General features: G+C 45.7%; 22 protein-coding genes. 11 read left to right on the forward strand and 11 right to left on the reverse strand.

The annotated features are described in order from the left end of the window. Positions 1-5 precede the first annotated feature (5 nt). The 4 genes from F0265_RS02585 to F0265_RS02600 all read left to right on the forward strand — a co-directional run bounded on the left by F0265_RS02585 (position 6) and on the right by F0265_RS02600 (position 5,404). A complete protein-coding gene (locus tag F0265_RS02585) occupies positions 6-1,229 on the forward strand; it encodes a DUF3570 domain-containing protein (RefSeq protein ID WP_043009860.1) in 1,224 nt (407 codons plus the stop codon). Continuing rightward, positions 1,219-2,100, forward strand: a complete 882-nt coding sequence (locus tag F0265_RS02590; protein WP_171747632.1) for an FAD:protein FMN transferase — start codon at positions 1,219-1,221, stop codon at positions 2,098-2,100. The genes F0265_RS02585 and F0265_RS02590 overlap by 11 nt, the downstream gene beginning before the upstream one ends. Then, positions 2,100-3,839 (forward strand): protein-disulfide reductase DsbD, encoded by a 1,740-nt coding sequence (dsbD, locus tag F0265_RS02595; protein WP_345775857.1) that lies wholly within the window; start codon positions 2,100-2,102, stop codon positions 3,837-3,839. Before F0265_RS02590 ends, dsbD begins: the two co-directional genes overlap by 1 nt. A 128-nt stretch (positions 3,840-3,967) precedes the next feature. Continuing rightward, a complete protein-coding gene (locus tag F0265_RS02600) occupies positions 3,968-5,404 on the forward strand; it encodes a coniferyl aldehyde dehydrogenase (RefSeq protein WP_171747634.1) in 1,437 nt (478 codons plus the stop codon). On the opposite strand, the gene F0265_RS02605 is transcribed toward F0265_RS02600, so the two are convergent. Beyond that, positions 5,390-6,295 (reverse strand): LysR substrate-binding domain-containing protein, encoded by a 906-nt coding sequence (locus tag F0265_RS02605; RefSeq protein ID WP_171747635.1) that lies wholly within the window; start codon positions 6,293-6,295, stop codon positions 5,390-5,392. The genes F0265_RS02600 and F0265_RS02605 overlap by 15 nt on opposite strands. 154 nt (positions 6,296-6,449) lie before the next feature. Between F0265_RS02605 and F0265_RS02610 the strand changes: the two genes are divergently transcribed. Continuing rightward, entirely contained in the window at positions 6,450-7,169 is a 720-nt protein-coding gene (locus F0265_RS02610) for an SDR family oxidoreductase (protein ID WP_171747636.1), read from the forward strand. Positions 7,170-7,345: 176 nt separating this feature from the next. After that, the gene (locus tag F0265_RS02615; protein ID WP_171747637.1) at positions 7,346-7,789 is read left to right on the forward strand and encodes a CopD family protein; all 444 of its coding nucleotides are present in this window, start codon (positions 7,346-7,348) and stop codon (positions 7,787-7,789) included. 47 nt (positions 7,790-7,836) lie between these two features. Here the strand turns inward: F0265_RS02615 and F0265_RS02620 are convergent, their stop codons facing one another. After that, the gene (locus tag F0265_RS02620) at positions 7,837-9,480 is read right to left on the reverse strand and encodes a methyl-accepting chemotaxis protein (RefSeq protein ID WP_171747638.1); all 1,644 of its coding nucleotides are present in this window, start codon (positions 9,478-9,480) and stop codon (positions 7,837-7,839) included. A gap of 374 nt (positions 9,481-9,854) precedes the next feature. Between F0265_RS02620 and F0265_RS02625 the strand changes: the two genes are divergently transcribed. The 4 genes from F0265_RS02625 (at position 9,855) to pstB (ending at position 13,399) form a co-directional block, all read left to right on the forward strand. Next, a complete protein-coding gene (locus tag F0265_RS02625; protein WP_019274273.1) occupies positions 9,855-10,676 on the forward strand; it encodes a phosphate ABC transporter substrate-binding protein in 822 nt (273 codons plus the stop codon). Positions 10,677-10,774: 98 nt separating this feature from the next. After that, positions 10,775-11,707, forward strand: coding sequence for a phosphate ABC transporter permease subunit PstC (gene pstC, locus F0265_RS02630; RefSeq protein WP_019274274.1), 933 nt, complete (start codon positions 10,775-10,777; stop codon positions 11,705-11,707). A 21-nt stretch (positions 11,708-11,728) separates the two neighbouring features. Continuing rightward, a complete protein-coding gene (gene pstA / locus F0265_RS02635; RefSeq protein WP_065742581.1) occupies positions 11,729-12,592 on the forward strand; it encodes a phosphate ABC transporter permease PstA in 864 nt (287 codons plus the stop codon). Between the two features lie 57 nt (positions 12,593-12,649). After that, positions 12,650-13,399: a phosphate ABC transporter ATP-binding protein PstB gene (pstB, locus tag F0265_RS02640; RefSeq protein ID WP_006961585.1), complete on the forward strand. Its 750-nt coding sequence runs from the start codon at positions 12,650-12,652 to the stop codon at positions 13,397-13,399. A 101-nt stretch (positions 13,400-13,500) separates the two neighbouring features. On the opposite strand, the gene F0265_RS02645 is transcribed toward pstB, so the two are convergent. The 4 genes from F0265_RS02645 to rsgA all read right to left on the reverse strand — a co-directional run bounded on the left by F0265_RS02645 (position 13,501) and on the right by rsgA (position 17,860). After that, complete coding sequence (locus tag F0265_RS02645) at positions 13,501-14,631, reverse strand: GGDEF domain-containing protein (RefSeq protein WP_171747639.1); 1,131 nt, start codon at positions 14,629-14,631, stop codon at positions 13,501-13,503. Continuing rightward, on the reverse strand, positions 14,615-15,097 hold the full coding sequence (locus tag F0265_RS02650; protein ID WP_065742583.1) for a molybdopterin-dependent oxidoreductase: 483 nt from the start codon (positions 15,095-15,097) through the stop codon (positions 14,615-14,617). Before F0265_RS02650 ends, F0265_RS02645 begins: the two co-directional genes overlap by 17 nt. Before the next feature lie 281 nt (positions 15,098-15,378). After that, positions 15,379-16,596: a serine/threonine transporter SstT gene (gene sstT, locus F0265_RS02655; protein ID WP_171747640.1), complete on the reverse strand. Its 1,218-nt coding sequence runs from the start codon at positions 16,594-16,596 to the stop codon at positions 15,379-15,381. 208 nt (positions 16,597-16,804) lie between these two features. Next, positions 16,805-17,860: a ribosome small subunit-dependent GTPase A gene (gene rsgA / locus F0265_RS02660; RefSeq protein WP_171747641.1), complete on the reverse strand. Its 1,056-nt coding sequence runs from the start codon at positions 17,858-17,860 to the stop codon at positions 16,805-16,807. A gap of 365 nt (positions 17,861-18,225) precedes the next feature. Here rsgA and F0265_RS02665 point away from each other — a divergent pair, with 365 nt between their 5' ends. Continuing rightward, the gene (locus F0265_RS02665) at positions 18,226-19,005 is read left to right on the forward strand and encodes a PilZ domain-containing protein (protein WP_171747642.1); all 780 of its coding nucleotides are present in this window, start codon (positions 18,226-18,228) and stop codon (positions 19,003-19,005) included. 54 nt (positions 19,006-19,059) lie between these two features. Here the strand turns inward: F0265_RS02665 and F0265_RS02670 are convergent, their stop codons facing one another. The 5 genes from F0265_RS02670 to nagB all read right to left on the reverse strand — a co-directional run bounded on the left by F0265_RS02670 (position 19,060) and on the right by nagB (position 24,811). Continuing rightward, on the reverse strand, positions 19,060-20,538 hold the full coding sequence (locus F0265_RS02670; RefSeq protein WP_171747643.1) for a DUF1566 domain-containing protein: 1,479 nt from the start codon (positions 20,536-20,538) through the stop codon (positions 19,060-19,062). 133 nt (positions 20,539-20,671) lie between these two features. Continuing rightward, positions 20,672-21,511 carry an energy-coupling factor transporter transmembrane component T gene (locus F0265_RS02675; protein ID WP_171747644.1) on the reverse strand — a complete coding sequence of 280 codons (840 nt, stop codon included), beginning with the start codon at positions 21,509-21,511 and terminating at the stop codon, positions 20,672-20,674. Next, on the reverse strand, positions 21,508-23,199 hold the full coding sequence (locus tag F0265_RS02680; protein ID WP_171747645.1) for an ABC transporter ATP-binding protein: 1,692 nt from the start codon (positions 23,197-23,199) through the stop codon (positions 21,508-21,510). Before F0265_RS02680 ends, F0265_RS02675 begins: the two co-directional genes overlap by 4 nt. 6 nt (positions 23,200-23,205) lie before the next feature. Then, positions 23,206-23,754, reverse strand: coding sequence for an ECF-type riboflavin transporter substrate-binding protein (locus F0265_RS02685; RefSeq protein ID WP_171747646.1), 549 nt, complete (start codon positions 23,752-23,754; stop codon positions 23,206-23,208). 256 nt (positions 23,755-24,010) lie between these two features. After that, a complete protein-coding gene (gene nagB, locus F0265_RS02690) occupies positions 24,011-24,811 on the reverse strand; it encodes a glucosamine-6-phosphate deaminase (protein WP_171747647.1) in 801 nt (266 codons plus the stop codon). Positions 24,812-24,902 lie beyond the last annotated feature (91 nt).

Raw genomic sequence — 24,902 nt, forward strand, 5'->3', positions numbered from 1 at the left:
TCAGAATGAAAAAACTACCTTTAACGCTGCTGAGCGCAGCGGCAGTGGCGAATAGTGCGCTGGCAGAAGACCATATCTCTGTTCACTATCTAAATTACGAAGAGTACGACGATAAAGTGGAAGCAGGCGACAGCGTTGTTTCTATCGAAAAGAGTTTTGGTCTCGATTGGACCATCAATCTTGAATTGGGCTACGATACCGTTTCTGGTGCGTCACCGTCTTGGGGGCCAACTACGCCAATTGGCAGTGCAGCGGATGCGGTTAACCGTGCGACGAAAACTCAACAGGCTCAAAATATGACGGATCAGGTGATCCGTGCTGGCTACGATCCCCACAGCAGTGGCTACAAAATTCAGAAATATGAGCTGGAAGATACCCGTAAATCGATCAATGGCAGTGCGACTTACCGGGACGAGCTGCGTAACGAGTGGACTTTCGGCGCTAACTTTTCCAAAGAAGAGGATTACCGCAGTATTGGTTTAAATGGTAAAGGACTAATTTACGCCGATGCACAGAAAAACCGCTCGTACAGTTTAGGGTTTTCTACCCTGTTTGATGAAACGATGACGTTTGGCAAATATCAAACCTCGACCAATCCACAATCTTGGGAAGACATCTTTACGGGGAATGTTGAGGCAGGACTTTCACAAACATTCTCGCCAAATTACTACATGGTCTTTACCGGCTATGCGGGTTATCGTTCTGGCTATCTTAGCAATCACTATCTGACGGTGTTGCGTGAGGTGGATATTGATGGCGATGGTTCGATCGGTACTGACGAAGTCTTTCTTGGTCAGGATTCACGCCCGGACACTCGTTTGTCAGGTGGCGTGAATATTCAGGCGTTCTGGTCAATGTCCGAGAATCTAGTGGTTCGTCCTCGTTACAAATGGTTCCAAGACGACTGGGGCGTAGCTTCTCATCAGCTTGGTGGCAAACTCTCTTGGACAGTCAACAGTTGGCTAACGTTAGCTCCGGGTTACTTCTGGTATACCCAAAGTGCTGCTGATTTCTACCGTGACCCTAATGGCAGTGATCCTACTTTTGCTTCATCGGGCTATGCGACCTCTGATTTACGTCTTGGTGATTTTACGGCCAATGCGTATGAATTAGGTGCAAGCTTTAAAGTACACAAGAAACTGCGCTTCAATCTGCTTGGCGCTTATTACGAGCAGTCCAATGGTTTTGAAGCTCAGTGGTGGGCAGTAGGGGCAACCTATGAGTTTTAATCCGCCGTTTGTTCACCGATTTCAGGCGATGACGGTTCCTTGTGAAGTTCAGTTGTATCACTCAGAGAAAGCCGCAGATATCGTGGCTTTAATTGAGTCTAATACTCTGAGATTAGAGCAGAAATTTAACTTTTATGATTCTCAATCTTGGCTCAATCAGCAAGTGAATCAACGTCAATCATCATCTGTGGCCTTGGATGATGAAAGCTACGCTGTGTTTGAAGTTTTGAGGCGCTTGGTTGACGGCACGAAAGGAGTGTTTGACCCTACGGTCGGTACTGTGAAGTCAATGATGGCCAGCACGCCTCAATTGGACAGAAGTGCGGCTTATGAAGGTGCTAAAGCGTTTATGGGTGTTGATGCTTGGTCTCTATCAGATAAAACGCTCTCTGTCCCTCACGCAGAGACTCAATTTGACTTGGGTGGTGTGATTAAAGAGTTTGCGGTCGATCAGGCGGTGATGATCGCAGAGAAATTTGGTGTTTCCTCTGCGCTGGTGAATTTTGGTGGAGACATTCGAGCGCTTGGCACTAAGCCAGATGGTTCATCTTTCAATGTGGCGGTGCTTAATCCGAAGAATAAGCATGAGCCATTTTTCTCATTGCCACTGGCTGATGCCGCTTTGACGACATCCGCTCATTACGAGCGAAGCTTCCAATTTGGCGATGAGGAAAGCTCACACATATTGTCGCAACGCGGGACACATCCCCAAGTGCTCTCTGTCAGCGTTTTAGCTCCAACGACACTGGAAGCGGGCGCCCTCAGTACGGCATTGACATTAGAGCCGACTTTACCAGTCCCTGAACAAGTCGGCGTTGTATTTATCGACGATCAATTAGCTATTCATCAAGACACGGAGTTTGTAGCGTGATCAGAATTTTCATCCTGCCATTATTACTGTTTATCTCTGCCTTTACGTCCGCGCAGGATCCTGACTTTTTGCCTGTCGAAGAGGCATTTCCTTATCAGTGGTCGGTCGGTGAACAAGGTGTGCAGATCCATTTCGCGACTCAGCCTGAATATTATCTCTATAAAGGCCGATTTAAGTTTTCAGCAGATAGCAGCGTCGAGTTGAATGACCCTCAATTTTCTTCACCGGGAAAACAGAAACAAGACAAATACTTTGGCGAAGTCGTCGTTTTCGATAAGCCAGTAACCGTGCTGGTACCTTATGGTGGCGAAGGTCAACTAAAGGTCCGTTATCAAGGTTGCTCAGAAAAAGGTCTGTGCTATTTACCTCAGACGATCAAACTCGACTTGCCCGCCAATACACTGAATGACAGCAGCCCCTCAATTTGGGATAAAGTTGGCGGTTTGGCGGAAGACACGGCGGGCCTGTCTGAGCTCTTAGGCAGTGCGTCCAAAACTCAGGCTCTCCTCATCTTTTTCCTACTTGGGTTAGGGCTGTCACTGACACCTTGTGTGTTGCCCATGGTGCCTATTTTGTCGAGCATCATTGGTGGTGACGCAAAAATGACAGGCCGAAAAGGTCTAGTTTTGTCGACGTCCTATGTATTGGGTATGGCTTCCAGTTATGCACTAACGGGGATCTTAGTCACGACGTTGGCTAAAGGCGTTAACCTGCAAGCGGCGATGCAGCAGCCTTGGCTGCTATCGATATTTGCTATGGTGTTTGTCCTGCTTGCTTTAGCGATGTTTGGCTTTTACGAGCTGCAATTACCAGCATCCATTCAACAGAAGCTAAATGCAAGCTCAGACAAACTAGGCGGCGGTAAAGTGGCGAGTGTGTTTGTGATGGGCGCGGTGTCGGCTCTGGTGGTGTCACCTTGCGTGAGTGCGCCATTGGCTGGGGCGTTACTCTATGTTTCCACCACGCAAGATTGGGTCTTGGGTGGCGTCACCCTGTTTGTGATGGCTCTGGGTATGGGTGTGCCACTGATTCTGATTGGCATGAGTGGCGGTAAATTGCTCCCCAAAAGCGGCCCTTGGATGATTGCCGTAAAGCAACTGTTCGGTGTGTTGCTGCTGGCGGTCGCGATTGTGTTGTTGAGCCGTTTTATTCCAAGTTGGCTGACGATGCTCTTGTGGGCGGTACTTGCCATTGGAAGCGGTATTCATTTTGGTGCGCTGGACTCAGCGCAACCAGGTTGGGCGAGGACCCGTAAACTGGCCGCATTTATGTCTCTGTTCTATGGATTGATTCTATTTGTCGGCATGTTGACAGGATCAAACGATCCTCTTAAACCACTTAATGTTGCGCAGGTTTCATCAGACAAACCGTCCACAGTTTTACCATTTGAGAAAGTCAGCTCTGTTGAAGTCTTGGATCAACAATTAGCATTGGCGAAGCAGCAAGGTAAACCGGTACTGATTGACCTTTATGCCGACTGGTGTGTCTCGTGTAAGGTCATTGAGAAAGAAGTGTTTGGCCATGAATCTGTACAAAAGCAGTTTGCTGACTGGAATACGATCAAGTTTGATGTCACAGAGAGTACCCCTGAGCAGATGGCGTGGCTGGCAGAGCGCAATGTGTTTGGTCCACCGGCGGTATTTTTCTTTGATACTAAAGGAGCGGAAATTGCTCAGCAGAGAATTGTCGGGGCCACAGGGCTTGAGCATTTTCAATCTGTGATGACCCAATTGCAGTAATTAACAGAAGGCGGCATTTATGTCGCCTTTATCTTATGCACGTTAGGAACGTGCTAGCCAAGACATTGCTGTCGAATCTGGCTACTATACTTATGGGCAAAGAATAACCAATCAGGCAATGATGGCACATGGAAGGCGTCGTAGATCTTAATCGTTGGCAAAAAGAACACATCAGAACGCAGCAAGAGTTACTTCATCTCTATGCTGAAGTCCGAGCTTTTTATTTGAGTGAGCCATTTTCTGGCTACAACGTGCGGATGAAAAGGCTAAAGATCCTCAAGCAAGCTTTACTTGAAAACAAGGAAGAGTTGGTTGAGGCTCTGCAAAAGGACTATGGTGCACGCAGCCGTTTCGACAGCATGATTTGCGATATCCTACCCGCGGTCTCTCACATCAATTACACCATCAAGCATCTAAAAAAGTGGATGAAACCAAGTCGACGTAAAGCGGGCTTGTTGCTGTCTCCTTCTTCAATCACAGTCGAGTATCAACCACTAGGTGTGGTCGGAGTTATTGTCCCTTGGAACTTTCCAATCGTGTTGAGCATTGCGCCTATCGTGACGGCGATTGCGGCGGGAAACCGAGTCATGGTTAAGCTGAGTGAGCATACTCATCATACCAATCAGGTACTCAGCCAGATCTTGTCTTGCTTAGACCGACACATTTACCCCATTGAGGGCGAAGCGGATATCGCCAGCTATTTTTCTCAGCTCCCCTTTGATCATCTTATCTTTACGGGGTCGACGCCAGTAGGGAGGTTAGTCGCTCAGGCTGCGGCGAAAAACCTTACCCCTGTGACGTTGGAGCTCGGTGGTAAGTCGCCAGTCGTGATTGATAATGACATTGATCTTCGCGCAGCGGTTGATGCCGTGTTACTTGGCAAATCAGTCAATGCCGGGCAAATTTGTGTTGCACCAGACTATGTTCTGCTGCCCCAAGGAAAAGAGCTGTTATTCATCAACCTCTATCTGAAACGTTATAAGGCACTGTATATAGAAGGCGATAAAGCGCCAACGGTAACCCACATCATCAACGAACGGCAGTTTGATCGTCTTCACACGATGTTAGCGGATGCAAAAGACCACGGTGCCGGTATTTATACCATAGAGGACGTGACGTTGGATGGGCGCCAGATGTTGCCGCATTTGATTACGGGGGTTACAGAAAATATGCAGGTGATGCAGGAAGAGATATTCGGCCCACTGCTACCCGTGATTGGCTATCGTCATCTGAATGAAGCGCTCAATTACATTAACGTTAAACCACGACCGCTGGCTTTGTATCTGATGTCGACAGATCGCATCCTTCAGAGACAAATCATCGAGCAGACCCACAGTGGCGGTGTTGCGATTAACGATACTCTGTTACATGTGGCGGCTGAAGATGCACCGTTTGGCGGGATAGGAGAATCTGGCATTGGTCACTATCATGGCTTCGAAGGTTTTCAGACTTTCTCTAAAGCAAAAACCGTTTTGAGTTCCCCAGCTTGGCTGCCAAGAAGCCGGATTCTTTTGCGCTTCAGAAATTTGGCTGAAAAAGTCTTAGGACGACTATTTATCCGCTAAGCGAGTATCGAAGTAGTGCTTCACAAAGCTGATGAATTCTCGTAGCCGTTTAGGCTGAAAACGATCTCTATGATAGATGGCCGAAAAATCAACGCTCGGAATTCCCCAGTGGTCAAATACTTCGACCAGTTCTCCTTGTGCTAATTCTTCTTCACAGTAAATTATCGGTACACGTATGATGCCGTTGCCATTGAGCGCGCCTTTTACCAACACACGGCCATTTTTGCACTGCATGCGGCCATTGACTAACACATCGTAGTGTTGCGCATCCGCTTTACTTTCAAAGCTCCACCTTTTGACTGAACCCGTTAAACAATGATGCTGAGTGAGCTCTTTAGGGTGATTAGGCTGACCATATCTTTTTAGGTAGTCAGGGCTGGCCAGAGTCCCCATTTTGATATCAAGTAGCTTTCGGGCGACGAATCCTGAGTCTTCAAGTTTGCCCATGCGAAAGGCAATATCGAAGTCATCTTCAATCAAATCCACTCGATGACTGCTGAAGTCTAGATTGATGCTGACATCGGGGTGCACATGCATAAACTCCGTCGCAGTTTGAGCAATTAGCTCCTCCCCGAGATAGCCGCCCACGCAATTAATCTTTATTTCGCCTTGTACCTTTTCTACGTCATCCACGGCAGCCAATAACGCCTGATCAATATTATGCAGTGCTTTCTCGCATTGCTGATAAAAGGCTTTCCCTGCTTCAGTGAGCTTGAGTGTTCGGGTGGTTCGGATCAGTAGTGTTACGCCCATTTGATTTTCAAGGCTGCTTATCTGGCGTGATACATGAGAGCGCGACACATCCAGCGCTTCTGCAGCTTTAGTAAAGTTCCCCAATTGTGCGATGAGGACAAAAGAGCGGATGTCAGCGAGATTAATCTGGTTGAGCACAGTAGATATCCAATCAAATCTAATTTTGTTTATTGTTGCACTACAGCAACAGTGTTTCAACTGGAGTGATATATATCAACAAAAACGATTTACGTAATATACCTCCATCGCGGCGAAACAGAGCTGCTACTAAACAACTACAGAGGAAATAAAGATGAAAAAACTAATCGTAATCACAGGTGCAAGTTCTGGTATTGGTGAAGCAATTGCTCGTCGTCTAAGCAACGAAGGTCATCCTCTGCTTCTGCTTGCTCGTCGTGTTGAGCGTCTTGAAGCACTAGACCTGCCAAACACTTTATGTGAAAAAGTAGACGTGACAGACAAAGCGTCATTTGAAGCAGCGATTGCAAAAGCAGAGGCGCAATTTGGCCCGGTTGATGGCTTAGTGAACAACGCTGGCGTTATGTTGTTAGGTCAGATTGATACTCAGGACGCGAGTGAATGGAAACGCATGTTTGATGTCAACGTACTTGGCTTACTGAATGGTATGCAATCTGTACTGGCACCTATGATGGAGCGCAACAGCGGCACGATTATCAATGTCAGCTCTATTGCGGGTAAGAAAACGTTCCCGAATCATGCAGCATACTGCGGTACTAAATTTGCCGTTCACGCCATTTCTGAAAATGTACGTGAAGAAGTAGCCGCGTCAAATGTACGTGTGACGACGATTGCTCCGGGTGCAGTAGAGACTGAACTGCTGTCTCACACGACTTCTCAGGAAATCAAAGATGGCTATGACGACTGGAAAGTGGACATGGGTGGTGTCTTGGCAGCAGATGATGTCGCTCGTGCGGTCGAGTTTGCTTACAACCAACCTCAAAACGTGTGTATTCGTGAGATTGCGCTAGCGCCAACTAAGCAACAGCCATAATCACTTTATGATTCAAATTAGGTCAGCAAATGCTGGCCTTTTTTGTATCTGATGAATTAATTGTGTACTCGTGGCTAAGGTGTGATGAGCTAGTCAAAAACCTTCATCTGTCCATGGTTATTCTGCGGTTAATGATAATATTCGATTTTATAAATTATCTGTTTTTGGAATGGTTGATGTACGGAATTCTGCTTGCTCTGCATTTACTTGCCGCGACAATTTGGACTGGCGGGCACATTGTGCTGTCAGTAGTTATTCTTCCTAGTGTGCTTAAAAACCGTTCGCCGCAAGAGTTGATTAAGTTTGAATCCGTGTACGAAAAAATCGGTATGCCTGCTTTGATCATTCAGGTCATTACTGGTCTGATGCTGGCGTATCGAATGCTACCGGATGTGAGTTTATGGTTTGATATGTCAATCCCGCAAGCCCATGGTATTGCTGCCAAGTTGACTTTACTGGCTTTGACGATGATGTTGGCCTTGGATGCTAGATTCAGAGTGATCCCTCGACTATCCCAGTCTAATCTCAACGATATGGCTTGGCATATCGTCGGGGTCACTTTGTTTTCGATTCTGTTTGTATTGGTGGGCGTATCTTTTCGTGTTGGCTGGCTTTATTAACGTGAATCGTCGAAAAAACGCCGACCAAGAGGTCGGCGCTTGTTATTCTAAACTTTGAAGAAGCCTAGCTGCTGTTTTTGTCTTTCAGCCAAAGTAGACAACTCATGACTGGCTGCGGCGGCTTGGGTAATCCCAGTTACGTTTTGGCTCACCAGCTCATAGATGTTACTTAGGTTGTTGTTGACGTCGGATGTGACTTGGCCTTGTTCCTCAGATGCGACGGCGACCTGAGCGTTGATGCTAGTCAGTTCTGAAATAGATGCACTGATGTGACCGAGTGCTTCGCTCACTTTCGTTGCTTGGGTCTGATTTTGTTCGATCATTTCAAGGCTTGAGTTCATGCTGTCATTTGCCACACCAGACTGGCGCTGCAAATCTTCAATGATCACCTGAATCTCTTTGGTCGACTCCTGAGTTCGAGCTGCAAGCATTCGTACTTCATCTGCAACAACGGCAAACCCACGCCCGCTTTCCCCTGCGCGAGCCGCTTCAATCGCTGCATTCAGTGCGAGTAAGTTGGTTTGCTCTGAGATGCTTTCGATCACTTCAATGACCTTGCCAATTTGCTCCGACTGCTCTTTTAGGGAGTTAACCACCCCAGCGGCTTGAGAAAGGTGTTGGGCCATTTTTTCACTCGCGCGGGTATTCTGTTCAAACGTTTCTAAGCTTTCACGCGCCAGTTTATCTGCATTAATGGAAGCGGAATCCGCGTTGTTGGCATTTTGAGTGACTTCCGTGGCGGTGCTTTCCATTTGATTAATCGCGGAGGCGACTTGCTCGACTTCATTTTTCTCTTGATCAGAGTTGGTGCTCGACTGAGTCATGACTGCTGCTAATTCAGTGGAAGCGGAGGCAACATCAACACTGATTCGAACCAGTGAGTCGACCGTATTCTGTAGCTGTCCCACTGTGCTATTGAAATCGCGAGATAGGGCTGAGATTTCATTGTTGCCTTCTTCTTTTACCGAAACCAACAAGTTGCCCTGTGCGAGCTCTTTCATTGCTTGCTGCAACTTCTTAATCGGTGTCACTATGATACCTGCCAGCATCCAGCTGATGGCGAGCGCTGCGGCGAGAACCAATAAAAGACCGACAATGCCGCTGTTCATGACTTTGGAGTGGATGACCTCGTTCGTATGCACTTCATCAAGAGCCAATGTGTTGAGCTTTTTAGATAGCCTATCGATTGCCTGAACCATTTGGTTGCCTGCGGTACGATAGTTGCCTGCGGCGCGCTCATATTTGGTCTCAAATCCCGGTGGTGGGTTGCTGTCGCCGTGGCGAACGTTGAGTAAAGGGATCATCACATTGATGGAGTAGTTCACGTAATGATCGATAGCGGTGTTCATATCAGCAATTTCTTGCTCCAAGCCTTCTACTGTACTGAGAGACCGGAGTAACTGACGGTTTGCCTGTTGCTTGCTTTGCAAATGGGTCGCCAGCTGTTTTACATCTTCAGCGCGAAAAAGGCTGTAGATGGCTTTGATTCGCATACCATAAGTGTTATCGATGATCTGAGTCAGTTCATCTTTATGATTGACGAGATTTTCTGTTGAGACGGTAACTTGATTGAAAGCATTCTTAAGGCTGGTTGTGCTGTAACTTATCCCGACCACGAGTAGTAGCAATGTGAATATGACAGGAACCACTACCTGGAGCTTAATGGAAAGCCCACCGAGTAATTGGCGCATGAATCGTCCTCTTCTATATTGTTAGTGAGTTGTATGTTGTTATTTTTATAATTAGGAGGAATGATTCTAATTTGTCTCAGATATAATTCAATCTGGAAATTAATGATTTTATAAAATTATCCTTAATAAAGTTGGAAATCATTTTCTTTTTAAGTCATAGGTTTATTGCTCTAATGTCGTATTCCGATAGTCGAGTCTTACAGCTTGTTACACCATTGTTTGACCTGTCAGTAATTCCCCATCAAAAATTCCTAGCAAATCTCATCTGTCATACAGGCTTCAACGAAGTGAAACACAACTGTCATATTTGAGTCCTAAAGTGAGCACCGTTCAAGTGAAATACAACGGCAATCATGCCAACTAAGGAAATTGTGATGAAAAAGACAGTTATCGGTGCAATCGCACTTCTAGGCGCAATGGCAGTGACTTCAGTTTCTGCTAAAGAAACTATCTCTGCAGTGGGCTCTAGCAGCGTAACTCCACTGATGGAAGTTTTCTCTGAAACATACATGAAGACAAACTCGAACGTATTTATCGAAGTTCAGGGCCCAGGTTCATCTGCTGGTGTTAAAGCAGCGAAAAACGGTTCTGCTGACCTAGGTATGTCTTCTCGTAACCTGAAAGACTCTGAAAAAGAGCCAGCTCTTAAAGAGCTAACTGTTGCACTAGATGGTATTGCAGTAGTTGTTAACCCTAAGAACGACCTACAAGCACTGACAGCTGAGCAAGTAACGGCTATCTACAAAGGCGACATCACTAACTGGAAAGAAGTGGGTGGTGCTGACAAGCCAATCGTAGCAATCACTCGTGATACTGCGTCTGGTACTCGTGGTGCATTCGAAGACATCATGAAGCTGAAGAAAAAAATCTCTGGTAAGAAAGTATCAGCTATCTCTCAACGCGCTCAGGTTGCAAACGGTAACGGTGCTCTAAAAACTATGGTTGCATCTAACCCATACGCGATTGGTTACATCTCTCTAGGTACTGTTGATAACTCAGTAAACGCACTGCCTATCGATGGTGTTGAAGCAAACGTAGACAACGTGAAGAACGGTTCTTACAAAGTTGCTCGTCCATTCCTTGTTCTTTACAAAGACGGCCAACCTTCTGCTGAAACTCAGAAATTCCTAGACTGGATGGTTTCTACTGAAGCTCAAGCGCTTGTAGACAACAAAGGCTACATCTCAGTTAACTAATTATTGTTAGTAAACACTTTTTAATTGCTCAGCCCACTTTGGGCTGAGCCTTTTCTTGACTTCAAGCGAACTGAGTTCGTGAGAACGGTAAGAATTCTATGACCATCGCAACAAATAGTGACGAGCTTATGAATACTGAAGCGACTCAAGTTTCTAAGCCTGGTTTACGCGTTCAAAAACGTGTGGACTGGAAAGAGCGTATTTTCCATGGCTTATTCCTTACCAGTGCTGTAATTGGCATTGTGTCTCTGGCGGTTATCGCCTATTTCATCGTTAAAGAATCTATTCCAGCCTTCCAAGAAGCCGGTGTGACTGGCATCGTGCTTGGTCAGGACTGGTTGCCGCCAGCGCTATACGGCGTTGCAACAATGATTGTTGCTTCTATCGTGTCGACGTTCGGTGCGGTTATTGTTGGCGTTCCTGTTGGTGTTCTGACGGCGATTTTTATTGCTGAAATCGCACCGAAGCGCTTAGCGGATGTGATTCGTCCAGCCGTTGAGTTGCTGGCGGGTATTCCATCAGTGGTTTATGGTTTCTTTGGACTGGTAATCATTGTTCCTTTGATTCAGAACGTCTTTGATGTTCCGGCAGGTAACACGATTCTAGCGGGTATCATTGTACTGGGTGTGATGATTCTTCCGACCGTTATTACCGTTTCAGAAACCTCAATTCGCGCGGTACCTCGTACTTACAAAGAGGGCTCTTTGGCTCTTGGCGCATCCAAAATCTTTACCATCTTTAAGTTGCTCGTTCCAGCAGCACGTTCCGGCATTATGACGGGTGTTATTCTCGGTATTGGCCGAGCTTTGGGTGAGACGATGGCCATCATCATGGTAATGGGTAATGCCCCTGCGATGCCACAAGGCATCTTAGATTCGGCTCGTACTCTAACGGCAAACATCGCCATTGAAATGTCTTACGCAAGCGGTGTTCACGCTAACGCACTCTACGCAACAGGTGTTGTTCTACTGGTGTTTATCATGATGCTTAACGCAGCATTGCTTTATTTGAATCGCGAGAAAGCGAAGTAAAGCAGGTTAAAGGTGACTATTATGGATCGCGCAAAACTTAAAAAAGCACGCCAGTTTAAAGACAACATCTTTAACGGCTTTATCTGGGCTGCCGCTGCGCTGACGGTTGGCTTTTTGTTCTGGATTATCTGGTACATTTTGTCGAACGGTTTACAGCACGTAGACTGGAACTTCATCACGGACAACTACACTCGTACTGGCGAAGAACACGGTATCTTCCCAATGATTGTAGCGACGGTTTACATGGTAATCGCGTCAATCGCGGTTGCAGCGCCACTGGGTATCATGACGGCAATTTATTTGACCGAATACGCCAAAGTGGGCAGTAAACTCGTAAAAGTTATCCGATTCTGTACTGAATCATTGGCGGGTATCCCGTCGATTATTTTCGGTCTGTTCGGTATGACTTTCTTCGTGGCAATTCTTGGTCTTGGCTTCTCGATTTTATCGGGTGCACTAACACTGAGTATTCTGATTCTGCCAGTTATCATCCGTACTACGGAAGAAGCACTGATGGCAGTACCACAAACGTTTCGTGAAGGCTCATATGGTTTGGGTGCTTCAAAAATCTACACTATCTGGCGTTTGATATTGCCTAGTGCAATGCCAGGTATCTTAACCTCGGTCATTCTAAGTATTGGTCGTGTAATTGGTGAATCGGCTCCTGTATTCCTGACAGCGGGCATGGTGGCACGTATTCCTGACTCGCTTCTCGATTCAGGTCGTACGTTGACCGTTCACCTTTATAAGCTGACTACAGAGCTGTTCACTATTGAAGAGTGGAATCAAGCTTATGGTACAGCAACCGTGCTGATTGTCGTTGTTCTCTTGATCAACATGATCACTAAGTTAATTGCAAGTCGCATCAACACAGCAAGCTACTAACAAGCGACATTACTGATTAAGCACTAACACGAATTTTAGATTTAAGAGATTGAGAACATGAACAAATTTGATATTGAAAACCTAGATCTGTTTTACGGCGAAAACCAAGCCCTGAAATCCATTAACTTACCGATTCCTGTCCGCCAAGTTACTGCGCTAATTGGCCCGTCAGGTTGTGGTAAGTCCACACTACTTCGTTGTCTTAACCGCATGAATGACCTGATTGAAGGCGTGAAGATCACGGGTAAGCTGGATATGGACGGCACAAACATTTACGGCAACATTGATGTTGCTGACCTGCGTATCAAAGTCGGTATGGTTTTCCAAAAGCCAAACCCATTCCCAATGAGCATTTACGAAAACGTGGCGTACGGCCTACGTGCTCAAGGCATCAAGGATAAAAAACACATTGATGACGTAGTTGAGCGCTCTTTGCGTGGTGCTGCGCTTTGGGATGAAGTCAAAGACCGTTTGAAGTCACACGCATTTGGTCTTTCTGGTGGTCAGCAGCAGCGTTTGTGTATCGCTCGTACGATCGCGATGGAACCAGACGTCATCTTGATGGATGAACCAACGTCTGCCCTTGACCCAATTGCGACGCACAAAATTGAAGAGTTGATGGAAGAGCTCAAGAAAAACTACACCATTGTTATCGTGACTCACTCCATGCAGCAAGCTCGTCGTATCTCAGACCGTACGGCTTTCTTCCTGATGGGAGAGCTAGTGGAGCACGATGACACTCAGGTTATCTTTAGCGAACCAAAAGATGACCGCACCAAGGGATACGTAAATGGTGATTTTGGTTAATCACCCAACCGTTTTACTGGCATTATCACTATAACAATAAGCGATGGTACTTTGCCCCTCTTCTAGAGGGGCTTTTTTATGTCTCCATGTTGGGGCTATCGCTAGTGCCTTTTGAGGCTGTAGACGTTGTCGTCACCGCTTTTGGTAGAGAACTTCTTTTGATACATACTCTGATCGGCAATGGAAATCAGTTGGTTAAGGCTGGTGGCGTCGTGTGGATAGGTCGCGATCCCTAAGCTCGTGGAAAGGTACACCTTCTGATTCTGAATGGTAATGCTGTCGTCAAAGCAGCGATTAATGGACTCCGACAGTTGCTTAATGGTGGCTTCATCTGCTGAATTGGTGAGCACGGCGAATTCATCACCACCAATCCGGAATACAGACAGGTTGTGACGGCTCATTAATTCGACCAAACGTGCAGAAACGATCCTCAAAGCGAGGTCACCTGCTTGGTGGCCATGAGAATCATTAATTTTTTTGAAGCCGTTGAGGTCGAGTAAAATCAACGAGAATTCGATCGCCTGCTCAATGTTATCAGTAAGTTGACGCATAAAGGCTAAGCGATTGGGAATGCCTGTCAGAGAGTCGGTCAGTGACGCTTGCTTATGAAATAGCGCTTCTTTATGAATGATATAACTGACGACACCAACACAAGCAAACAATAGCATCATCAAGACAAACTGAGCTTGTGTCAGGGCCTGCGCCAATTTCATTTGAGACTCATAAAGTGGGCTTTTAATGCGGAAATTAGTGTTAACATATTGAATCATGGCCATATATTGTTGCTCAAAGTCGTGACTTAGTTTTAACTCTGGATCGCCACTTTCTTCGAATTGCTCTAATTTGGGCTCTAAAGCTTGGAATTGATGAAAGAGTGAATTAAAAAATGATTGCGCTCCGGGCAAGGAGATAAATGATTCTGTTTCACGGTTATTGATCAGAAGATCAAATCGGCTCCATGTAAGCTCATACTTCAAAATTACGTTATCTATATAGCTATCATCTTTTTCAGCAAGCAGGGTAAGGGATTTTAGCTCGGAAAACTCTTTGGTTAGTTGGAACAAGAACCAAGTAGCTTGATTCTGTTGTTCACTGTAGGAATGGGCGAGATCACGTGTAGCAGAGAGAAAGTACAAGTTTGCCACAATGAGTATCGCGGAGAGAAAGATCAGTAATACTTTCGCTCTAGATAAAACCTGATTAAATCCGCGAACTCTAGTTGGTATTCTCATTGTTCTTTTGATAAATCACTATTTCGTCAATTTGCCACACCATCTGAGAATGAAAAACGGTGTTATCAATCTCAGGATATTTATCTAAATTAAAGACCAGCCAATATGGCCCTTTATTTCGCACTTTCATTTTCTTGCCATTCATCTTGTAAGCGACAATAGGATCATATTTGAGGATGTTTTCTATTGTTGTACTGGCGGCGTAATCATTCAGAGCAATGAATGAAACCGCGAGCGTGTCTTCAATACCAAGCTGCTTCAACAGGTCAGAGACTCTAAAGCCCGTAAATTGATTGGCTTCTGGATACCACGGAAGTTGGGTTGTGAAGGAGGTTGGGGGGTATTGGGAAACCAATTGGTCATAAACCAAAGTCTTAGGCTGTTGGTTTTCCATACGAACGACCAACTCTGCACTGAACAAGGGCGTGCTAAACAGAAGCACAAAGGCGATAACGACACCTCTCATAGAACTTCCTTAAATACGGTAGTTAATTAGTAAGTATTATGTCATTAAGTATATGTTCAGATATTAGTCATGGAAATTAATTTACCAACTAAGTCGGTACACCAGGATTAACCCTTTGAACTAACTGCGTTTAGTCTAAAGATTGAGATGAAGAAGGTGAGTTGGGAGGGACTGCCGAATGGCAACTATCGCGACCGTTTCTTTGGAGTATGTAATGGATCGCGAATAAAAAGCCCGGCATGATGCCGGGCTCCAATATGTGAGTGTGTAAACGAAGAGGGTTAAGCGTTCTGCTTTTGCTTCGCTTTACATACTGCTGCGGTGAAAACAACGTCTGTCGAGCTGTTCAGCGCAGTTTCTGCTGAGTCTTGTACCACACCGATGATAAAGCCTACAGCAACAACCTGCATTGCGATTTCATTCGGGATACCAAACAAACCACAAGCCAATGGGATTAGCAGTAGTGAGCCACCTGCAACACCAGAAGCACCACATGCAGAAACAGCAGCAACGATACTTAGAAGTAGCGCTGTCAGAATATCGACTTCAATGCCCATTGTGTGGACAGCTGCCAGTGTCAGTGTGGTGATCGTGATTGCAGCGCCTGCCATGTTGATGGTCGCGCCTAGCGGGATGGACACAGAGTACGTATCTTCGTCAAGCTTTAGCTTCTCACACAGTGCCATGTTGACTGGGATGTTTGCCGCGCTTGAACGTGTGAAGAAAGCCGTTACGCCACTTTCACGTAGACATTGGAATACTAGTGGGTAAGGGTTTTCACCAGTTTTGACCAAAACAATGATAGGGTTAACGACTAGTGCAATGAACAGCATTGAGCTTAGCAGAACACCTAGGAGCTGCGCGTAACCCGCTAGAGCATCGAAACCCGTTATTGCTAGCGTTGAAGACACGAGGCCGAAAATGCCAAACGGTGCCAGACGGATAATAAAGCGAACAATTTGAGAGACACCGTGGCTCAGATCTTCAAATACGGCTTTAGTTGTGCCTGATGCATGGTGAAGCGCAAGGCCCAAACCAATTGCCCATGCCAGAATACCAATATAGTTAGCGTTCATTAGTGCACTCACTGGGTTATCAACGATCTTGAACAGCAGGGTGTTCATGACTTCGCCGATACCTTGAGGTGGGGTCGCACCTTCAGCACCAGAAACCAGTGTCAATGTGGTCGGGAACATGAAGCTAAGTACGACTGCGGTTAATGCCGCGGTCAGAGTACCGAAAAGATACAGAACCACGATTGGACGCATGTAGGTGTGCTGGTTTTTCTTCTGATTAGCAATCGATGCTGCAACCAGAATAAAAACAAGAATAGGGGCGACGGCCTTCAATGCGCCGACAAATAAACTTCCGAGTAAACCAACACTTTGTGCGTATTCTGGAGATACAGTTGCCAAGCCTACACCGAGAACGATACCGGCTAGGATTTGTAATACCAGATTTCCGCGAGCAAAGCGGGCAAAGATAGAGTTGTGTTGCATAGTTATCCCTGCAATGAATTGTTTTATAAACTTCTAGTAATTTCAGTTATTGATAACTGAGTGGGACAATACTAGCGTGTTGATATAATGTGTCTAGAATTAATTGATTTTTAGCATGATAATTTATTGAAAATGTTAAAATGTGAATATTGTGTTATTTATGTTGTCAGTATTGTACAAAAAAAGGGGCGTTTAGCCCCTTTTAAATTTACAAACTTTGTTTGCGACTTCGACTGGCAGTTTGGATGTTCCTGTACATCTTCGTCTGCTGCTTATAGGAAGCACGGCGTTCAGCTAAAGTAGCACTGTTTCTTTGCTGTTCGCGCATTAACTTCAGATAATTATTCAGCCTTCGCTGTTCCAATTGCCCTGTTTCTATTGCGTTTACTACCGCGCAGCCAGGCTCACTGTCGTGTTGGCAGTCGGAAAACCGACATTTTTCTGCTAGCGCTTCGATATCTGAAAAGGTTTCTGCCACACCATCCGCGCAGTCAAACAATTGCAATTCTCTCATTCCAGGCGTGTCAATTAAGACACCACCAGTTGGGAGGAAGTGCATGGAACGGCCAGTGGTTGTGTGTCGTCCCTTACTGTCACTTTCTCGAATGCCACCAGTTAACTGAACAGATTCGCCCAGTAAGCCATTGACTAGCGTCGACTTTCCGACACCAGATGAGCCCATGAAAGCGACAGTGGATCCTGACTTGCACCAACTGCTTAGCGATGTGTACTGCTCTCCATCTAAGGCATTGAGCATTTCCACCATAAGCAAAGGGTCGAGTTGTTGCACTTGTTGACGTTTCTCGTCTGCATCAGTGACTAGGTCTGCTTTCGTTAACACGATGACAGGCTCGACTTCGGCTTCGTTTGCAGTGGCCAGATAGCGTTCAATACGGCTTAAATTGAAGTCATCATTAAGCGCACAAACAATAAACAAAGTGGAGACGTTTGCGGCAATCAGTTGTTCCGCGACTTTACTGCCAGCTGCTTTACGAGCAAACAGAGATTGGCGATCCAACAAACGCTCAAAGCCACCTTGCTGGTTTAACAAAAGCCAGTCACCGACAGTCATCATAGGCAGTGATTTATGGATAGCTAAGGTCATTTCACCAGCTTCGCTGAGCAGTTTGTATCCACTTCTATGATGCTCTACTACGCGTGCAATGCGGCTGTGTTCAAGCTCTTCAAGTGTCAGTTGTTGTTGAAATAAGTTGTTCCAGCCAAGTTGAGGTAAATTCAACGGCTGCTTGGGAATGATATTCATTGTGTACCCCAGACGTGCAGAAGGGTTTCTGCATTAATTTGTCAGCTAGGGTCATGAGACCCCGGTATGATTACACCGGGCAAAGAGAAGGGAAGTCTGTAACCTATTGTTACTTAGCTGTTCTTCACTAATTCTGCCGGGTGGGTTCTTGCTACAATCATCGTATCCTCCTAAATTTATCTGTTCGATTTTGTGGTGAGTTTAACCAAACTCAGCCGAATTATAATCGCGATTGTTCTCCTAATCGACTCTTTTTTAAGCGTAATATAAATTGATGTAAATCTAATGTTAACTTTTCTTGCCGATACCGAGTGATTGCTTATAAACTGTATATGTGAGTTGGTTTATATGGACACAGTAGAATAATGACTGAAGCGACACAAAGCGAGACAGCGGAAGTGATCGAGCTATCTTCCGCTGAAGCTGCCCAGACTAAAGAAGCTCCCAAACCGCCCTCAGATAACATCAAATATGGCGAGGATGCTTTCAGTGATGTTAAGCCGTTGAGTGAAGTTGCTTTCTTGATCACCACTCCGACAGGAAAAAACCTAAAGGGCAAAACCAAGTATATTGGTCTCCACTCAAACAACCTTATGCTGTTAGAGATGCCCAAGGTATCTCCTAAAGAAGTTGCCGTATTTTTTCAGCGTGGTTATGCGATTAAAGCGTGTGTCATTTCTGAGGCTGGTGAAGGCGCGAGAATTTACTTTAAGAGTAAGCTGGAATACGTGATTGAGGCGGGGGGGAACAGTTTGTTCCTTATTACTCTACCTGCTGCGACTCAGGTTGCCGCAGGGTTGAGAGAAAGTGCTCGATTAGAGTTAGCGTTAGAAGGGATACTGGCACCACAATCTCATCACTTTAAGTGTCAGATTCGAGACATCTCAAGCAATGGTTGTTTGATTGTTGTTGATCGCAACCTGATCAATCATAAAGTGGGTGATCTTATCTCGTTAAGTATTCAAGATACGGAAAGCGATAAAGTCGCAGAGCCTCAAGTACTTGAAGCTGTGGTCAGAAACGTGAAAATGACCAGCCGCTACTGCAAATTTGGCGTGCAGTTTGAAACAAGTAGCCTCGAACCTGTAGCAAGCTTGATTGAAGGGCTCAATTTCTGCCAGATGAGCCAAAAATTTACGCTTTAGTAAAATCCTTTGAAGAAGGGGGCGTCTTTTCACTAGACGCCCTTTTTTGTTGTGCTAGCGTCTTGGCGGAATTTCATCAGCGGTGAGGTAACCGTCGTTGTTCTGGTCTAAGCGGCTGAAATCTTTTTTCAGCGGACCTTTTACCTCATTGCGTGATAGTTTCCCGTCGCCATTTCTATCCATTCTTGGCGGTAACCCTCCTGAGCCTGAGACATCTTTTTTCGGACGGCTGTGACTCATTGAGCTTGTGTTTACTTCATTGTTGACAAAGAGCTTAGCCATCCGCTGATGTTGAGATGGGTTTTGCACAAACTGCACATCACCGCCTGCAACGCAGCGAACCATATTTTCGACACGTACCGCATCACCTTGAGGGCCATGACCTGTTGGGTACATGCTGGTGCTGCCAGACTTAGGATCACTTCGTTGAGAACCCGCGCCATGAACATCTATCCACTGATTGTTCATGTACCCCATGGAACGACCAAAGGCGATATAAGCCGCGTTGGCACCATTGCGTAAATTCTGGTGAGTGGTACTGCTCCAATAGTTGGCGTAGTCGACTTGTCCTGCTTCATTGCTAATCGTGGTGGCTTCGAACATCGGATCTATTGCTGCAGAATTTGATGTGTTGGGAGAGCGAGAATAGTCCACAATTGATTGCAGTTCTTTGGCATTTGGTAAGCGCCAATCACTGCGGCCTGCGATCGATAAGTTCTGACAGTAACTCAAAGCTTCAGGGAATTTAACGTTCTTTCTATTATCACTTTGTTGCCATAACAGCCCAGTAGCCGTGTCTTCTATCGTGCCATTTTTATTGTCTGAGAGTTGATTCTGCCCGTACAAAGTATTGCCACGTACCGCCAGAACATAGAAGGTTTTTTTACCACCACGTGGATTTTCAATCCCATAGCCTTTGATTCGACCATCTATGAAGTTGACGCCAAATACCGTCTCATCGCCACGCATCGTTGTAGAGACATATTTAGTGCGCGATACAAATTGACTGTCGATGAGACGTTCCCCCGATAGTGTGTCTCCAGAGTTCATTGCAAAGTATTGGTCGTTGATGAATGGTATTAACCTAACATCGCCAGTTTGTTTGAGTCCGCTGGGGTCTTGACCATCAAATAAGATCAACGAGTAAAGTTCCTTAATGCTAGGTAACCGCCAGTCGTCGTAACCAGCAAGACGTAACTTGTCTACATACTCAATCGCTTCCTGGTAACTGAGCTTATCGTCGGCGTTGATCTTACCGTCGTTGTTGATATCAGTGGTTGATGACCAGATTAGCCCGGTCACCTTATCCGTGACGGTACCATCGATGTTCGTTTGGTATGCAGGATGGTTCCCAACGTACTGTGCATCTTGACCGAAAGTGTTGGCAGAAGAGGTGGGGCAGGTCGAAGATGTTTGTTTGATACCAAAACATTCTGTTTGGCCTGTATCAACAATAGGGTAGGTCAGACTGGCTAAGGTGTTCCCAGAGAGGGTACTGGCCAGCAGGGTGATAACCATGTGATTTATCTTCATGACGTATCCTTGTTAAATGATTTACATGGTGAATTTTATTATTAGATGTGTAAAGGAGAGTAGTGAGCGAGTAAAAGAACGTAAAGGAGCTAGATGTTAAAAACCGGGCTGAGCGCCCGGTTTATAGTGGAATTTAGTATGGGTACCAGAACAGCTGGGGTTCTAGCACTCTTTTGACTATGGCTAGAATCACAATGACTAGGATGCCAGTGATACAATATTTGTCTGCACGGGAGAGAGGTTTCTGACTATACCAATTGCGGCGTTTGTGGCGGCCAAATCCACGTAATGTCATTGCGTTAGAGATTTCATCCGCTCGCTCCAAGCTGGAAAAGATCAGAGGCCCAAGGATATTCGCGACATTTTTCATTCGACTAAATAACGGCGCAGTTTTGGATATGTCCAGCCCCCGAGCTTGTTGAGCATGCATAATATTGATGAAATCTTTTTTGACTTCAGGTAGATAGCGCAGCGTTAGACTGACGGCGTACGCAATTTTATAGGGCACGCCAATACGGTTGAGGCTCGCGGCAAACTCAGTTGGGTGGGTAGTGAAGACAAACGCTAGCGCAACCGGGAACATACTAAAGTACTTTAGCGTCACCGTTACCAAATAAAACAGCGTTTCCTGAGTTAATGCATAGTTACCTGGAAGGTTAAGGATAATGGTTGTACTGCCCAGCAATTCGCTCCCTTGTTGTGGCGCCAGTAGGAACATAAAGAGTGCATTTAGCATCAATACCCCACCAGTGCCTAGCAATAACGGCTTATAGACCCTAAATGGCACTTTGGTGCTTGCAAGTAACCATAACCCGCCGACTATCAGAGCTGAAATAAGGCGCAAATCGAATGTGGTGAGTACCACTGTGACCCAAGCGATAAACAACAAAAACTTAGTGATGCCGTTCAACTGATGCAGAGGAGATTGAGTATCCACATAGCTGATACCAAACTTCATTTTCGAGGTATTCATGCGATTCGCTGCTCCAGTTTGATGAAATGCTGCATAAACTGATTTTTGTCTGCAACATTGAGCCTCTCTGCCATATCGTACAAGCTGGTTGTTGTCAGGTTCGCTTGGCTGAGCAAGTCAGGTTGAGAAAAGACATGGGTCATTGGGGCATCTGCAATCAAACGGCTATCCGCTATTACAATAGAGCGCTGAGTGTGCTCTAGGACTAAGTGCATGTCGTGAGAAATGATCACAACGGTGATACCTAGCTCCTTGTTAAGTGTCTGAATAAAGTCCAGCATTGATGTGTAGTTGCGATAATCTTGTCCAGCTGTTGGCTCGTCAAGAATGAGCAATTCAGGTTCAAGAACCAGAATAGAAGCGATAGTGACTCGCTTTTTCTGCCCATAGCTCAGAGCCGAAATCGGCCAATGGCGATATTTGCTTAGCCCGCATAGTTCGAGCACATGAAGGACTTTCTGCTCAATCTCTTTTTCATTCAGCCCTTGGTTGAGCAGTCCGAACGCGATCTCGTCAAAAATCATATGGTGTGAAATCATGTGATTTGGGTTCTGCATGACCACACCTATCTTCTGGCTTCGTTCAAAAATCGACAGCGTTGATAAGTCTTGGCCGTGCATATTTATACTGCCAGCATCAGGCTCAATGACACCCATGATCAGCTTGGTGATGGTCGACTTACCAGAGCCGTTCTTACCAAGAATCGACACAAACTCGCCCTGATGAATATTGAAACTGATGCCATCAAGAGCGTTCTTTTCACCATCATAGGAATAGGTCAGACTATCAATGGAAAGTAAGGGTGTGTTTGAGAGGGCCGATGTTGATGCTGTGCCGCATTGCCATTGAGAGAATCGCTCTGCGTGTTGTTCAAGGTTGATGCCGCCGAGTGTGGACGGCTTATCCTCATCACTGAGTACAACGTTAGCCGCTTTAAGTGCAGACAAATATAAAGGCTCGCGGATTCCGTGTTTTTCCAGTAGTGATGACGCGAGTAGAGCATCTGGCGTCATATCGGCGACGATTTCCCCTTGCTCCATTAAAATGATGCGGTCGACAGGGCGATGGAGAACATCTTCTAGCCTATGTTCGATAATGATGGTGGTTTTGCCGCTCTCTTTATGGAGCTGATCAATGATCTCAATGGTCTTGCGACCTGTCTTAGGATCCAGAGCCGCAAGCGGTTCATCAAACAGTAGTGTGTCGACGTCATCGACGAGAATTCCTGCCAGAGAGACACGCTGCTTCTGCCCGCCGGATAAATCATGGGGAGAGCGGGTAAGCACATCTTCAAGTTCGACCATTCGAGCCGTTGATTTAACGACCGGATACATGTCGATGTTCGATACCAACTGGTTCTCAAGCGCGAAAGCAATGTCTTCACCGACACTGAGACCAACAAACTGGCTGTCGGTATCTTGAAGGACGGTGCCTATCTGCTCAGTAAACTGATGAAGATCCCATTGCGAAGCGTCTTGACCATTTAAGGTCAAAGAGCCGGATATCTCGCCGGAAATGGAATGGGGGATAAGCCCGTTAAGACATTGGCCCAGTGTTGATTTCCCACTACCACTCGGGCCAATAATGACGATTTTCTCTCCTTTCTCTATCCTTAGATTGATATGTTTTAGCGTCGGTCTATCCAGTGACTCGTATCTAAAAGAGAAATCAGAAAATTCGATGGTCATTGCCGATTAAGCCTCTGTCAGGTTACGGCTTTGTTTGTTTCGTTTAGCAACAGACTTTAGAATGAAATAGCCTACCACTGCAATCAGGACAGTGTTACCCGCAGCAATAATCGTCAACTGAGTAAAGACTTTCGTGAAAGGTTCAGCGTAGAGGACTGTATCGAGAAACGCGGAGCATCCGTAGCCAACAATGTTACCAATGAGCGCGAGAATGACGAACAAAGAGAAATCTTTATGGCTGAACTCGCCCTTTGAGATTCGGTTTCCGGTCAGGTGAGGGAAGAAACCAATCACCATACCGACAATGCCAGAACCCAATACCCAAGTGAACCATACACCCCAGCCAGCAAAAAGGTCTGTAACCCAGTGGCCAATGAATCCAACTAAGAAGCCAACCAGAGGCCCGAACAGAACTGAAAATAGTGCCAGTACTGCCATCGCTGGCTTAAGTGTGGTGTTAGCGAATACGGGAATGCCAAACATTGGTAATCCACCGATACCGTACAATGCAGCACCGATTGCTATCACAACCACAGTTTTAGCTGATAGATTCATAGATAATCCTATTTTTGTCTCAATTATTCAAAGAACTGACACGAGCTCTTATTCTGATTGACTTTTAATTGATTGTAGATGTTAGGGCGCAGATTATACCTGTTGATAATAAAGTTGGAAAGCTAACTGTCTAGATGGCTAATCGGTATGCTTAAGAAACCACCTCTTAATTTTCGATAGGTTTCAAACAAAAATCCGATGCATTATGCATCGGATTTATTATCTATTATTGAGTCACTCAAGTTTCTTTGTTGAATCAAAAGCCTTTAATATTCTCTGCCTCAAGCTCTGAGAAATATTTAACGGTCTTCACTTTCAATTCTTGTGTTGAAGGCTCATCACACACAATGACAGATTTTGGATGCAGTTGAAGCGCAGATACCGTCCATAGATGATTGACGCTGCCTTCTACCGCGGCTTCCAGCGCGAGCGCTTTATTATGGCCTGTCACCAAAATCATAATTTCTTCCGCGTCCAACAGAGTGCCCACGCCAATAGTCAGAGCGTATTTAGGGACCTGGTTGATATCACCATCGAAGAAGCGAGAGTTTGCAATACGGGTGTCTTCTGTCAGTGTCTTAATGCGGGTGCGAGAAGATAGTGAAGACGCAGGTTCGTTGAAGGCAATATGACCATCATTACCGACGCCACCCATAAACAGGTTGATGCGACCGTAAGACTTGATTTTGTCTTCATAGCGCTGACATTCGGCTTCGTGATCAGTTGCATTACCGTCAAGCAGGTTAATGTTCTCTTCCTGAATATCGACATGGTTGAAGAAGTTACTGTACATGAAAGAGCGGTATGACTCAGGGTGATCAGCTGGAATACCAATGTATTCATCCATGTTAAACGTCACAACGTGTTTAAAGCTCACTTCACCTGCTTGGTACAGTTCAATAAGCGCTTTATACGTAGCAAGTGGGGTACCACCGGTTGGTAAGCCGAGTACAAACGGACGATCAGCGCTTGGCTGAAAGTTGTTAATGCGTTTAGCGATGTGTGCCGCAGCCCATTTGCCGACCTGTGCTGCTTTGTTTAACGGGATTAGTCTCATTGGTTGCCCCTAGTATTGGAATTACGATGCTCTGAAACATTAATTTGCATTATAAAATAAGTTTATTGGGACGGCTATTGTTTTTGGTCAA

Origin of the sequence: Vibrio sp. RE88 (genome assembly GCF_013113835.1) — a bacterium.
Classification (GTDB): Bacteria; Pseudomonadota; Gammaproteobacteria; order Enterobacterales; family Vibrionaceae; genus Vibrio.

What these genes read in the sequence shown, in the direction of transcription:
- F0265_RS02585 (WP_043009860.1), top strand. Translation starts at nt 6, where the DNA reads ATGAAAAAACTACCTTTAACGCTGCTGAGCGCAGCGGCAGTGGCGAAT.
- F0265_RS02590 (WP_171747632.1), top strand. Translation starts at nt 1,219, where the DNA reads ATGAGTTTTAATCCGCCGTTTGTTCACCGATTTCAGGCGATGACGGTT.
- F0265_RS02600 (WP_171747634.1), top strand. Translation starts at nt 3,968, where the DNA reads ATGGAAGGCGTCGTAGATCTTAATCGTTGGCAAAAAGAACACATCAGA.
- F0265_RS02610 (WP_171747636.1), top strand. Translation starts at nt 6,450, where the DNA reads ATGAAAAAACTAATCGTAATCACAGGTGCAAGTTCTGGTATTGGTGAA.
- F0265_RS02615 (WP_171747637.1), top strand. Translation starts at nt 7,346, where the DNA reads ATGTACGGAATTCTGCTTGCTCTGCATTTACTTGCCGCGACAATTTGG.
- F0265_RS02620 (WP_171747638.1), bottom strand. Translation starts at nt 9,480, where the DNA reads ATGCGCCAATTACTCGGTGGGCTTTCCATTAAGCTCCAGGTAGTGGTT.
- F0265_RS02625 (WP_019274273.1), top strand. Translation starts at nt 9,855, where the DNA reads ATGAAAAAGACAGTTATCGGTGCAATCGCACTTCTAGGCGCAATGGCA.
- pstC (WP_019274274.1), top strand. Translation starts at nt 10,775, where the DNA reads ATGACCATCGCAACAAATAGTGACGAGCTTATGAATACTGAAGCGACT.
- pstA (WP_065742581.1), top strand. Translation starts at nt 11,729, where the DNA reads ATGGATCGCGCAAAACTTAAAAAAGCACGCCAGTTTAAAGACAACATC.
- pstB (WP_006961585.1), top strand. Translation starts at nt 12,650, where the DNA reads ATGAACAAATTTGATATTGAAAACCTAGATCTGTTTTACGGCGAAAAC.
- F0265_RS02645 (WP_171747639.1), bottom strand. Translation starts at nt 14,631, where the DNA reads ATGAGAATACCAACTAGAGTTCGCGGATTTAATCAGGTTTTATCTAGA.
- F0265_RS02650 (WP_065742583.1), bottom strand. Translation starts at nt 15,097, where the DNA reads ATGAGAGGTGTCGTTATCGCCTTTGTGCTTCTGTTTAGCACGCCCTTG.
- sstT (WP_171747640.1), bottom strand. Translation starts at nt 16,596, where the DNA reads ATGCAACACAACTCTATCTTTGCCCGCTTTGCTCGCGGAAATCTGGTA.
- rsgA (WP_171747641.1), bottom strand. Translation starts at nt 17,860, where the DNA reads ATGAATATCATTCCCAAGCAGCCGTTGAATTTACCTCAACTTGGCTGG.
- F0265_RS02665 (WP_171747642.1), top strand. Translation starts at nt 18,226, where the DNA reads ATGACTGAAGCGACACAAAGCGAGACAGCGGAAGTGATCGAGCTATCT.
- F0265_RS02670 (WP_171747643.1), bottom strand. Translation starts at nt 20,538, where the DNA reads ATGAAGATAAATCACATGGTTATCACCCTGCTGGCCAGTACCCTCTCT.
- F0265_RS02675 (WP_171747644.1), bottom strand. Translation starts at nt 21,511, where the DNA reads ATGAATACCTCGAAAATGAAGTTTGGTATCAGCTATGTGGATACTCAA.
- F0265_RS02680 (WP_171747645.1), bottom strand. Translation starts at nt 23,199, where the DNA reads ATGACCATCGAATTTTCTGATTTCTCTTTTAGATACGAGTCACTGGAT.
- F0265_RS02685 (WP_171747646.1), bottom strand. Translation starts at nt 23,754, where the DNA reads ATGAATCTATCAGCTAAAACTGTGGTTGTGATAGCAATCGGTGCTGCA.
- nagB (WP_171747647.1), bottom strand. Translation starts at nt 24,811, where the DNA reads ATGAGACTAATCCCGTTAAACAAAGCAGCACAGGTCGGCAAATGGGCT.